Annotated in this window: 7 protein-coding genes; 3 read left to right on the forward strand and 4 right to left on the reverse strand. The window is 47.6% G+C overall.

The features are described from left to right. The first annotated feature begins 39 nt into the window (after nt 1-39). The 3 genes from KWJ01_RS20465 to KWJ01_RS20475 all read left to right on the forward strand — a co-directional run bounded on the left by KWJ01_RS20465 (nt 40) and on the right by KWJ01_RS20475 (nt 4,147). Nucleotides 40-1,071 carry a GntR family transcriptional regulator gene (locus KWJ01_RS20465; protein ID WP_224998976.1) on the forward strand — a complete coding sequence of 344 codons (1,032 nt, stop codon included), beginning with the start codon at nt 40-42 and terminating at the stop codon, nt 1,069-1,071. A 91-nt stretch (nt 1,072-1,162) separates the two neighbouring features. After that, nucleotides 1,163-2,455 carry a DUF4861 domain-containing protein gene (locus tag KWJ01_RS20470; protein ID WP_224998977.1) on the forward strand — a complete coding sequence of 431 codons (1,293 nt, stop codon included), beginning with the start codon at nt 1,163-1,165 and terminating at the stop codon, nt 2,453-2,455. A gap of 258 nt (nt 2,456-2,713) precedes the next feature. Beyond that, entirely contained in the window at nt 2,714-4,147 is a 1,434-nt protein-coding gene (locus KWJ01_RS20475) for a glycoside hydrolase family 105 protein (RefSeq protein ID WP_224998978.1), read from the forward strand. Between the two features lie 412 nt (nt 4,148-4,559). Here the strand turns inward: KWJ01_RS20475 and KWJ01_RS20480 are convergent, their stop codons facing one another. From KWJ01_RS20480 to KWJ01_RS20500, 4 genes are all read right to left on the reverse strand, one after another. Further along, complete coding sequence (locus KWJ01_RS20480; protein WP_224998979.1) at nt 4,560-5,705, reverse strand: glycoside hydrolase family 88 protein; 1,146 nt, start codon at nt 5,703-5,705, stop codon at nt 4,560-4,562. Between the two features lie 255 nt (nt 5,706-5,960). After that, the gene (locus KWJ01_RS20485; RefSeq protein WP_224998980.1) at nt 5,961-7,520 is read right to left on the reverse strand and encodes a sialate O-acetylesterase; all 1,560 of its coding nucleotides are present in this window, start codon (nt 7,518-7,520) and stop codon (nt 5,961-5,963) included. 227 nt (nt 7,521-7,747) lie between these two features. Further along, entirely contained in the window at nt 7,748-11,152 is a 3,405-nt protein-coding gene (locus KWJ01_RS28140) for an RICIN domain-containing protein (RefSeq protein ID WP_304502774.1), read from the reverse strand. Between the two features lie 607 nt (nt 11,153-11,759). Further along, entirely contained in the window at nt 11,760-12,506 is a 747-nt protein-coding gene (locus KWJ01_RS20500) for a rhamnogalacturonan acetylesterase (RefSeq protein ID WP_224998981.1), read from the reverse strand. Nucleotides 12,507-12,576 lie beyond the last annotated feature (70 nt).

Below are 12,576 nucleotides of genomic sequence, written 5' to 3' on the forward strand. Positions count from 1 at the left end.
ACTATGCGCAGATGCATGAACATTTTTTTCTCTCCTGACATGAAATTTCAGAGTTTTTATGATGCCATCCAGATTGATGATCTTTCTGCAACACCAAAATACCTGCAGCTTGCGAACTCAATCATCAGTGCTATTGAAGATGGAATACTCAAAAAAGATGAACTGCTGCCCTCCATCAACGAAATTAGCTTTGAGTATGAAGTATCGCGGGATACAGCCGAAAAAGGCTACAAATATTTAAAAGAGCTGGGGGTGCTGAATTCCTTTCCCAGGAAAGGATATTTTGTGGCCAATACCGATTTCAGGCAGTCGCTGAAGGTTTTTCTGCTCTTTAATAAGCTTAGTGCCCACAAAAAGATTGTTTATGATGCCTTTGCCGATGCTTTGGGTGATCATGCCCTCATAGATTTTTACATCTACAACAACGACTACAGCCTCTTTAAAAAACTACTCAATAACAAAAAGGAAGATTACTCCCACTATGTGATCATCCCACATTTTCTGGAAGGGGGCGAAAAAGCACCGGAGCTGATCAATGCCCTACCAAAAGAAAAGCTGGTGCTGCTGGATAAGCAGCTGCCAGGTATAGAAGGAGAATACGCTGCGGTTTATGAAAATTTTGAAAGGGACATATTTTCTGCACTGGAAGAAGCAAGAGAGCAGCTAAGAAAATACCAGAGCATCAAGCTTATTTTTCCGGAAAACAGCTATTACCCCGTAGAGATTGTAAAGGGCTTTAAGAAGTTCTGCACCAAATACAATTTCGACTGGAAGGTACTAAGCGATATATCGGAGGAGCCTATTCGCAAAGGTGAGGTTTACATAAATGTAATGGAAGATGACCTGATTCCGCTGGTGGAGCGCACCATTGAATTAAACCTGAAGGTGGGCAGCGAAGTAGGCATTATCTCCTACAACGAAACACCTTTCAAGCGAATTATCCTGAACGGTATCACCACTATTTCTACAGATTTTAGAAAACTTGGCGCCATCGCTGCACGCCTTGTCCTGGAGAATTCTAAGGAACATATTGAAGCACCGTTCAGGCTAAAATTAAGAAATTCATTATGAGCAGCCAGAACTGGAACTGTCTGTATTGATCAGTAATATTTCTACCTCGTTTTTCAAAGCTGGCAAACAAGCCGCCATAAATTATTAACGCATGACTAAAACTTGTTTTTACGCCTCCGGCCTGATGTATTTGGGAGCAATGCTCCTCTCCTGCCAGCCATCGCAGGAGGAAAAGCAGCAAACGCTCATTGTTACCAACAAGTCTGATATAGCACTGGCTGACAAAGCAGTATCTGTTGGGAGAAGCAGCCTTAACAACATACCGGAAGGAGAATTTTATCCCCTTCTGGTAACGGAAACAGGTGATACACTGGCTTCGCAAACAGATGACCTGGATGGAGACGGGCAATGGGACGAGCTGTTTTTTGTAACCAGCCTGCCTGCGGGAGCAAAGCAGCAAGTCATGCTCCATTGGGTAAGCAGCCAGCCATCCTACACCCCCAGGACCAGTGTTCGCTTTGGCAAGCGCAGTTCCAAAGACACACCCGTTCAGCCTAAAACCATAGATACCCTCAATGCCAATGCCCTGCCCAAGAGCATTGGCTACCAGCCCTACCAGACCGATGGCCCCAGCTGGGAGAACGACAAAGTTGGCTTCCGCCACTACTTTGATGGCCGCAATGCCAAAGATCTTTTTGGTAAAAGAACATCAGATATTTCGCCTGAAAATGTAGGCATCAATGCCGAAGGAGCTGTTGAAGATAACTATCATGTAATGGCACCATGGGGACGGGATGTGCTCGCAGTTGGTAATTCTGTAGGCATTGGCGGCATTGCCCTGCAGGCAGGTGTTAGTCTTTTACGGCTTGGAGTAACGGTAGATGATAGTGTTAACAACATTGAAAGATCTGTTTTCAATATCGTTGCAGAAGGACCAGTACGTTCCATCATGGATTTTAAGTATCAGAACTGGCAGGCAGGCAGCCAAAGCTACAATGTGCATGAACGTACCAGCATCTGGCCCGGAATGTATGCATTTAAAAACAGTGTGCAGATTGAGGGCCTGCAGGGGAACGAAAAGCTGCTGGTAGGCCTGGTAAACAGCCGCACCGATCAGTCGCTAAAAGAGATTATTGTAGATGATGAGTGGGTGGTACTGATGACGCATGATAAGCAAACGTACGAGAAAGACTGGTGGTTAGGTCTGGCCCTTATTCTCCCCAGAAGTGCATACCAGGGTTATATAGAGGCACCAAAAGAAGGCCCCCTTTCTACCTCCTATTTAGCAAAGCTGGATGTCAGCAACAACCAGCCGGTGGATTATTACGCTGTATCGGCCTGGGAGCTAAGTGATCCGCAGTTCAGCGATTCTACCTATTTCAGGAACTATGTTCAGGATCTTACAAAACAGTTAGCTGCTCCTGTAGAGGTACAGGTAGAGTAAAATGTGAAGCGTTTATTATCGCTACAGACCTCTCTGAAATGAGAGGTTTTTTTATACATAACTACCTGCCATACCGGACAGCACAGGACAGCACTCTGTTGTAATTAAATTATTTTGAAAAGTATTAGGCTGCATGTAAAAATGCTGCGCTGATGACCACAACAGAATAAAACAGAAAGATAATCAAGGCAGATTTTTTGATTGCTGATCCTATTTTTTAGTACTGCCTTTTTCAAAGAAACTAGACTCTTAGCATATATGAACTTAGCACTAAACTACATCGGCAATGTAATCAGGCAAAAAAACTTTATATCGCCACCCGCTTTAAAAAAGTACGGAATATGTGTGGCTGTAGCAGCCTTTACTGTTTCTAACGCCTTTGGGCAAACGCAGCCAAAGCCAGCTAAGCTAACAGATACCAATACGCCGCTGCATGCCATGCAGCCCGATTACCCGACCCCTTACGGTCAGACTTCAGTCCAGGACATTACACAGGTGCTCACACGGGTGCATGGCTACCTGGAATCGAGTACACCTGCCCGTCTGATTGATCCCAAAACCGGTGCTGAAATAAAGAACTACAAAAAGCCAGGGGCAGATGCTGTGCTGGAGCAGGGAGATTTCAGGCTAACAAGCTATGAATGGGGTGTTACCTATGCGGGCATGCTGCAGGCAGGAGAAGCAACCGGCGATCCGCGTTTTACCGAATACGCCGGCAAGCGACTCGATTTTCTTGCTAACCTGGCTCCTTATTATCGTGATGAGATAAAGAAAAAGCCCGATCTGCAAACGCCGCTGCGCCAGGTACTGCAGCCTCATGCACTTGATGATGCTGGTGCCATGTGTGCGGCCATGATCAAAGCAAGCAGGTATGGGGTTGTAAAAGCAGATGTTAAGCCGCTGATCGATAACTACATCGATTACATCAGCAATAAAGAATTCAGACTACCCGATGGTACCCTTGCCCGTAACCGGCCCCTGCCCAACACCATCTGGCTCGACGACCTCTTTATGGCCGTACCAGCACTGGCACAAATGGGTAAGCTAACCGGTGAGCGTGCTTATTATGATGATGCCGTTAAGCAGGTGCTGCAGTTCTCCGAACGGATGTTCAATAAAGAAAAAGGCTTGTACATGCACGGCTGGGTACAGGACATGGACCCACACCCTCAGTTTCACTGGGCAAGGGCCAATGGATGGGCCCTGATGACACTGGTTGAGCTGCTGGAAGTTCTGCCGCAGGATCATCCGGGATATCAGCCCGTATTGGCACAACTAAGGGCACATGTAAAAGGACTGGCACAATACCAGGCTGGTGAAGGTTTCTGGCATCAGCTGATTGATCGCAACAACTCTTACCTGGAAACCTCAGCCACCGCCATCTATACTTACTCTATTGCCCGTGCCATTAACCGTGGCTGGGTAGATAAGCAGGCCTATGGCCCTATGGTGTTACTGGCCTGGAATGCAGTGGCTACCAAAGTAAATGAAAAAGGACAGGTGGAAGGTACCTGCGTTGGCACTGGTATGGGCTTCGATCCTGCTTTTTACTACTACCGCCCCATTAGTCCCTATGCTGCCCATGGCTATGGCCCTGTACTGCTGGCAGGAGCAGAAATGATTCACTTTCTGAAAGGCAATCAGTTCGAAATGAACGACAGCTCCGTACAGTTCTCCAGCCGGAAACTATAAGAACAGCTATTAGCTGTAGTAATCTATCAAAAAAACATGTATAATCCCATATTTCATTTAGGGCTAGCTATACAAAGAAAAGGCTCTGGATAATATTCCAGAGCGTTATTTCTATTCTGAAAACAGTATTTGCGAGGAGGCACGACGAATGGGACCGCTGACGCGGCAACATGACATCAACGTGCAAAAAGCTATATTGCGGCGGGGCTGTCCCCGCATTTGTTTCGCAGCGTTCGCAAATACTGCACTGCTAACAAAAATGGCCTCTGGAGATCTCCAAAGGCCATTTTTGTTAGGAATATCTTGCCTTTCAAAAGTTGAGGATGAATCAAGTTCATTGTAAGATTTTATAGAATTTGAGATGACTATACTTGCATAGAATACAGTTATTGATCATTCCCACCTTTGTTTGCTATTTCATCTTCATGATTTCCGTACCGGCAAGCAAAAAGCAACCAAGGCCGTAATCTTCGAAATCAGGTTTGCTGGTGTAGGTAACAGGCTGGCCGTCTTTTGGCTCTTTCCCTGTCCCCTGCACATAGCCCAGGAAGCCGTTGGGATGAACAGCATCTTTAGTCATGGCATTCCAGGCTTTGGCTATCACAGGGGTATAGGTATCTGCATCCAGCATACCCTTGTTTACACCCCAGGCCATGCCGTAAGCAAAGAGGGCTGTACCGGTGGTTTCTTTTCCGCCAAAGTGATTAGGATCGTGCAGGCTTACATTCCAGAAACCATCCTCCCGCTGTAGGGGAACCAGGGCCTTCATCATGGCAAGGTAATCCTGCTCGTACTGCTCACGGTGTGGTGCATCTTCCGGAATTATTTCCAGCACCCTTACCAATGCAGCCACAACCCAGCCATTCCCTCTCGACCAATAGGTGTCTTCGCCATTAGGAGCTGCATAGGGTGGTACAAAATCCGCATCTCTCCACCACAGTCCGTCTTCCGGGTTATAAAGCCCTTTGCCGCCTATCTGATTTCTGGTGGTGCTGTAAAGATCCCACATCTTTTCGTAATAGCGCTGGTCTTTGGTAAGCACTCCCAGCTGGGCAAAGGCTGGCATTGCCATTTGTATGGCATCAATCCAGTCCCAGTCATCAGCTTTATCGCTGTTCACCATATTATCGATAGAGGCTTTGATAGACTTTATCCGCTCTGGCTTGGGATCTATCATGTAAAGCTCTATATAGGTCTGTCCGGCAGTCTGATAATCTGCATGGCGTATCTGGTCACCTCCTGTAAGGCCCCAGTTATGCTTTTCGCCCCATTCTACCGCGTAGTCGTAATAGCGTTGCTGCGGATCTGCCCTGTGCAGTGCCATCAGACCTTCGTAATACACCCCGCGGGTCCAGATGTTACTGGGGCGGGTTTTATTTGTTACTATTTCTTTACCTGGGTCGGGCCATTTCTGCATAAAATAATCATTGGCCAGTGTGAGTGTTTTAAGGATTTGCTCCTTTTTAGGAAGTCTGGCAGAAGGACTTTTCGTAGCACATGCTACTACTGACAGTCCTAAAAGTAAAAAGACCCAGAATAGTGATTTTTGAATAACCATATCTTGCTTTTGCTATATCTTAAAGATCAGGATAATGCCTTTCGGGTGCAACACCTGGCTTTTATCGCCAGATGAGCTTTTTAGGAAAAAAAACTGCATACGCTACTAAAAAGGGCATGCACTGCTGTTGATGCGATCTGCTCCTTATCCAGAACAAATTTCAGTTAAGGAGCTGGTGCCACTAATCAAATATACTATGCAAAGCCCTGTCTCCTATCCTGCACTATCCTGTGGCTCTGCATATCGCTCCATCCTTTACCTTTCGGCAAAGGTTTCTCCCTGCCATTCGTCTGTCCGGAAAGGAGAGGCAGGCAGGCCTGCTCCATTGTACAGGTTAGGCGCCGGAATACGTTTCCAGCCAAAGCGAACCGCTACCGGATTGGCTATGCTGTCGCTCCAGACTACCACCTTCTTTCCTTCAATTCTTGCCTGTGCAGGTACAAAATTCTGATCTGCACCGGCAATGGTAAATTCTTTCAGGGCACCGTCCTTAGCAACCAAACCTCCCTCTGTGTGACTAAACTTCAGGATTATTTTATCCTTCTTCACCTTCATGGATTTATAAACGGGACCACTGTAGCTAAGCTTTTGGCCATAGTCTTTTGCCAGTGCCCACAGGGCCAGCCGCTCTCCTACCACCTGCTTGTTTTGGGGGTGAATATCCAGAGAATCGCCGGCATCTGTTAGTACAGCCATACCAGTTTTGGGAACAGACAGCATGGTGAGCAGCTGTGCTTCCCTTATTTCCGGACGCTGGCTGCGATGCGGGGCTATCTGTGCAAAGTAAAAGGGGAACTCCTGGTTCCAGTCCTGTCGCCAGTTGCTGATCATGGCCGGAAAAAGCTTGCGATACTGATAGGCTCTGTCGGCATTAGATTCCCCCTGGTACCAGATAGCTCCCTTGATCGTGTAAGGGATCAGGGGTGCAATCATGGCATTGTATAGCTTGTAGGGCGATTTATTATGATTAGGGCCAATAGGTTCCCGTGGAGCGCCGCCGGGCTTTTCTCCCCTGCTCCGTTTTTCTTCTGCTTCTTTTTGCCAGCTGGCCAGTGCCAGTTTGTGTGCTTCCATTGCTTCAGGGTATTTCTCCAGCGCCTCCTGGTAACGGGTCAGGATAGGAACAAAATCAGCATCTGATTCCAGTATTTCTTTTCTGGTCCAGCTTTCGGCGGGTGTGCCACCCCAGGAGGTGTTGATCAAGCCAATGGGAAGGCCGGTCTTTTGGTGGAGCTCCCTGGCAAAAAAATAGGCCACAGCCGAAAAATCTCCTACCGTTTGGGGGCTACTCACCTCCCAGCTGCCTTCCACATCTTGTTGTGGGGTATCTGCCACCTTACGGGCTACGGTAAACATACGGATAGCCGGATAGGTAGCACCGGAGATTTCCTGCTCATAATTAACCACACCGGTAGCCCAGCCAGAGTTTTCTATAGGCGCCACAGGAAAATGCATATTACTCTGGCCTGAGCATAACCAAACCTCTCCCAGCAGTACCTCATTGATGATGATAGTGTTATTACCTTTAAAAGTAAGGGTGTAGAGCCCTCCTGCTTTAGCTGTTTTAATGTTTGTTTTCCAGTTGCCCTCGCTATCTGCAGTAACTGTTACCGTCTCCGCAGGATTCCAGCTTCCCTGGATCACGACTGTTTCTCCTGGCGATGCCCAGCCCCAGAGTGCTACTGCCTTCTGCTGCTGGAGCACCATGTTGTCGGCAAAAAGTGCAGGCAGTTTTACATCGGCAAAAAGAGACAGGCTGAAGAATGACAGAAAAAAAATGATGCCTGTGGCTAATTGTAATTTTCGGGATTTCACGCTTATACTGCTTTTCTGATACTTAAGTAAGGGTACAAAATAATAAATTCAGGCAGAGTATCTGTCCTGCTTTGCAGGCTAACAGATATAACCATAGCTGTTTTATAATATCGATCAAATCGGCTAAAGAAAGAACCTGCACAAAATGCACAGGCTCTTTACAGCATTGATTATGAGGATATTATTACTGCTATTCATGGTAATGCTAGGCTTTCAAAAAATCACGATCAGTTTTTAATGAGCTTATACTGCTCCTTACTGCCTTCTGCGTTTATGTTGATGATGTAAAAGCCAGGCTGCAGATTTGTGCCCGTTGATAGTTCATCTTCGGCCTTACCCTGCAGTACAACACGGCCCAGCTGATCTATGATGGCATAGGCAAAAATACCCTGCCTGCGGATTGAAAAATTTGTGGTAGCAGGGTTTGGATATACTGTTGTATTGGTATGTTGTTGGCTGGAATGTGTTTCGGCTGTAAAAGCAATACGCGCTGCCGCACTTACAGGTGTAAGGCTGAATTGCTGATGCGCACCACTGGCATAGCTAAACTGCTTTACATTTGCGCCACTTGCTGTAGAGGCATCTTCTACGCTTACCGATAATCCGGTAGCTCTGTTAACTATGTTATAGAAGCCATTTTCTAGCCTCACAAATGCCCATTGCTGGTTAGCACCTCCACTATTGGACCACTGAAGGATGTTGGCGCCCTCGGCATTGGCAGATTGTGCTTTCACACCCAATGCCTGTTCGCAGGCCATATTGGTGATGCTATAGTAACCATCACCCATGCTGCTTAGCTGCCATTGCTGTTGTGTGCTATTGTTTCCCGCCTGCTGTACCAGGTTGCTGTTGCCACTGTTAGCAGTGCAGCCCTTGTTTACATCAAGCACCAGTGCACTATGCAGGGCTGTGATGGTGTAGGTGCCATCGAGTGGTACAGGCGTAGCTTCAGCTCCGTTTGAGTTTGTAATAGCAACAGGATCTGTTATTTTAATCCAGTACCAGTAGGTAGTACCATTTACAACATCCGTATCAGAATAACTTCTGTCGCTATCCCTTAGAGAGGCTATCCTTGTTCTGCCGGATGGGTTAGCATCTGTATCCCGAAATACTTCCAATGCTGTGATATCTTCAATGTTTTCTACCGTCCAGCTGAGGTCTATGTACCTGTCGCCTCCAGAGGCAGTAAGCACAACAGTTTTAGGAGGAGGTGGTGGGGTGGTGCCTTCCGGAGTTACTTCTACCCCATCAGATCCATGTGCTTTGCCATCTACATCAATCACTTTGAGCCAGTACCAGTAGGTTGTTCCGTTGGTAACCGTAGGATCGGTAAAGCTGGTGGCAGCGGCATTAACAATGCCAACCCTGCCCCTGCCACTGGGATTTGAGTCTGTATCGCGAAAAATTTCTATCTGCTGAATATTCACATGCTGAATAGACCAGACAAGATCTACCTGCCCATCGCCAGCGGTGGCTGCAAGTTCTACAATAGCCGGTGGCGGTGGTAGCGATACCCCCTCCGGAGTTGCACTAGCTGCTGCTGAGTTTACAACCACGCCATTAGCGTCATATCCCTTGATCCAGTAGTAATAAGTAGTGCCATTCGTAAGACCTTCATCTACATGAGCTTTTACAGTGCCTGATAGGGAGGCAACACGCACACGGCCTGATGGATTGGGGTCTGTATCCCTATAAACCTCCAGTCGGGCAAGCGTATAGTTGAGCGTTGACCAGCCCAGGAACACTTTGCCATCTCCTGCACCGGCAGTCAGGAAGATAGCTGGTGTAGCCGGACCTGTATTATCTGCCAGTGTAATAGAGGGTGTGGGGGGTGGAGCCATTTCTTCGCCCACATAAAAGCTGGTGTGGGGTGGTTGGTTGTAGGCAACATTCTGCCATGCTACCGATACCCTATACTGCGGATCGTGCATAAAGGTGTAGAAGCGGTGCGTGGTGGGAATGGTGGTGGTGAAAATCAGCAGCTCACTGTTGTTGCTGTGCCGGTAAACCACCTCCTCGCGCCAGTCGCCCAGGATATCTGCACTTAAACCAGGGTTGGCTTTGGTTCCATTGTTTCTTTCTGCCCCAAAATCATGGGCTGATAATAACCGCTCCTGCGTACTGCTGGTGTAGTTCCATCTATCAATGGTGGTACCATCCAGGAGCTCGCGTTGCAGATCGCCATCCCACCAGCTACCAAAATTCATGCTGCCGGGCCTGGTGGCAGAAATCTGCTGACCCTTCACATCGTATAGTGCACCTGCAGCACCCCATGCCTCATAGCCTTTGTAGCGGGGATCAATATCAGCCGTCATGGCACGACCTACATCCCTATCGGAAGGAACACCCCATAGCTGCTCACCAGTGCGGGCATCTCGCATCCAAAGGCCATTCCCCTGGTATTGCGCCGGCGATTCATGTGCTGTCCAGGACTCAAGACCTGGTCTATCAGGATCAAAATCTCCTACATGCTGTGCATCACCATGGCCCAGGCCGGTGCTGTATAAGCCGGTGCCATTATCATCAACAGCCATAGAGCCATACATAACTTCATCTTTACCATCGCCATCCACATCATTGATGCTTAAGCTGTGGTTTCCCTGGCTGGCATAGGCACTATTGCCGTCTGCATTAGAATCGAACATCCAGCGTTGGGTAAGCTGACCATTGCGCCAGTCCCAGGCCACCAATACTGCCCTGGTGTAATAACCGCGCGCCATCAGCAGGCTTGGGCGTTGACCATCGAAATAACCTACACCTGCCAGAAATCGATCTACCCGGTTGCCGTAGTCGTCGCCCCAGCCAGGTACATTACCCCTGGCGGGTATATAATCTGTAGTAGCCATGGCAGCGCCCGTTTCACCATTGAAAATGGTCAGGTATTCCGGGCCGTGCAGGATGTACCCGCCATCATTTCGGTAATCTACTTCCGGATTGCCTATTACAGTACCCGCACCATCTTTGGTACCGTCAGCTGTTTTTACTGCCAGCTCTGCCTTACCATCACCATCCAGATCATACACAATAAACTGGCTGTAGTGAGCACCCGCTCGTATGTTTTTACCCAGGTCGATGCGCCACAGATGTGTACCGTTCAGTTTATAGGCATCCAGGTAAACATTACCGGTGAAGCCCGCCTGTGAGTTGTCTTTCGCATTGGAAGGATCCCATTTTACAATTATTTCATATTCACCGTCACCATCCAGATCGCCCACACTGCAGTCGTTGGGGCTGTAGGTGTAACTTACACCATCTGGTGTGGTACCACCAGCAGGCCGCTGCAGGGGAAGGCTTAGGTGGGAGTTCGTCCACACAGCTGCAGCCGCAGAAGCAGCCTCTTCTGTGTTGTTTATTACCGGACGTACGCTGTAGCTTTCATTCGCTGTTGTTTGATCAACATAGTTGGTAGCAGCTGTAATGGGAGCACTATTCAGTTTTGTTTCACCCCTGTAGAGGTTAAAGGCAATATCTGCGGGGTCTGTTCCTAAAACACGCCAGCTAACGAACACTTCAGAAGGGCTGGTACGAACGGCAACCACTCCCCTGCCCAGGCTCTCCATGGTGCGTTGTGCTAGTGCCGTGGCTGGCAGTATCAGTAAAACTGCAAAAAAGAGGTAAAGCCTGTTGTTCAAGGGCGGGATTAGCTTTGTTGCTCCTTTACTACTCCTGTGAGCGTGGCTGCATAAGTTGCTGCCATATTCAGGATTAAGTAATGATGTTGTTTGTAAATGTTCCTTCATTGAATATAATGAATAGCGGTAAAAAAAGCTGGTATTTTGTATGTGGAGGTACAAGGCCCATAGGCTTGCCTGCATTTTTTAATGCTTGAGGCAGTCCCAAAAAAATCAGCCGGCGAAAGGAAGATGAGGGCATAAAAATCCCCTGGTGCCTAAGAAATTGACTCCTTTGGCTCCTCTGCTTACTTATAACTTTTCCCATAAACAACAGCTGCAGGAGTTGCTGTTCCGGAATAAGATAATTGTTCTATAAGGTAATTTAAAGCTGCTCCATAACGATTTATAGTAACGAATGCGGAAGCGCAATCGATTGTATCCAAGTTATTGAAGCATTATTCTTTCTCTATCCTGTACTGTCCTGTTGCAGAGAAAGAAATGGTCTATTTCTTTTTTTAGACAGCTAAAATGTTGTTTGCCGGGAATGAACGATGTGAAGCTGCAGGCATGAAAGTCCTATCGATCAAAGTCAATCTTGCTGACCCATGGAATATTAGTTACTCAGCTATTTCTTTAGGCAGTTGGTGAGTGGTTTCAGCTTTAGTTGCATGATGCCTTCTGCAGCCAGACGGGCAACTTCACGGGCACCGGGTTCACGCAAATGGGTGTTATCCTGCAGGCCATCGGGGTATTTGGGGTGCTCGCCCGGTTCCAGCCACATAAAGGACTGTTTGGAGGCTTCTTCCCCTAAATCAGCGATGTACTTGCTGGTGGCTGCATTCAGGTCAATAAGGGGTACCCGCAATTTGCGGGCAACCAGGCGGGTGAGGTCAGGGTATACACCCAGTCCATTCACCACATGACCGGTACTATCAAAGCGGCGCATGCTGATCGAGGTCAGCAGTACAGGGTTTGCTTTCTTTTCTCTTACTTCCTCTACAAAAAGGATCAGGTTTCGCTCATAATCTTCAGGTGAGGTGTAACGCTCCGGTTTGTTTGATCCATCATTATGCCCAAACTGGACGAAAACCCAATCCCCTTTCTCCACCTCTTCCAGCAGCGACTGCCAGCGGCCTTCTGCAATAAATGATTTGGTGCTTCTGCCGCCAATTGCTTTGTTCACCACGCGTACGTCGCTGCAAAACAACTCCTGAAAATACTGTCCCCATCCACGCATAGGGGTCTCCTCTTCTTTATAGGTCTGCATGGTAGAATCCCCTGCCAGAAAAATGGTCACCTCTTTTTTAGTCTCAAATGCTACAGTGGTAAGGCAGATGAACAGGATGATAGTGGCTGTGTATCTCTTTATCATAGTTCCGGGTTAGATATAATCAAATTAAGTATTTGAGGCTAAACCTGCGTACTGATTTGAAAAAAGAATT

The sequence above is a fragment of the Cesiribacter sp. SM1 genome, from assembly GCF_020178975.1.
GTDB lineage: Bacteria > Bacteroidota > Bacteroidia > Cytophagales > Cyclobacteriaceae > Cesiribacter.

What these genes read in the sequence shown, in the direction of transcription:
- KWJ01_RS20465 (WP_224998976.1), top strand. Translation starts at nt 40, where the DNA reads ATGAAATTTCAGAGTTTTTATGATGCCATCCAGATTGATGATCTTTCT.
- KWJ01_RS20470 (WP_224998977.1), top strand. Translation starts at nt 1,163, where the DNA reads ATGACTAAAACTTGTTTTTACGCCTCCGGCCTGATGTATTTGGGAGCA.
- KWJ01_RS20475 (WP_224998978.1), top strand. Translation starts at nt 2,714, where the DNA reads ATGAACTTAGCACTAAACTACATCGGCAATGTAATCAGGCAAAAAAAC.
- KWJ01_RS20480 (WP_224998979.1), bottom strand. Translation starts at nt 5,705, where the DNA reads ATGGTTATTCAAAAATCACTATTCTGGGTCTTTTTACTTTTAGGACTG.
- KWJ01_RS20500 (WP_224998981.1), bottom strand. Translation starts at nt 12,506, where the DNA reads ATGATAAAGAGATACACAGCCACTATCATCCTGTTCATCTGCCTTACC.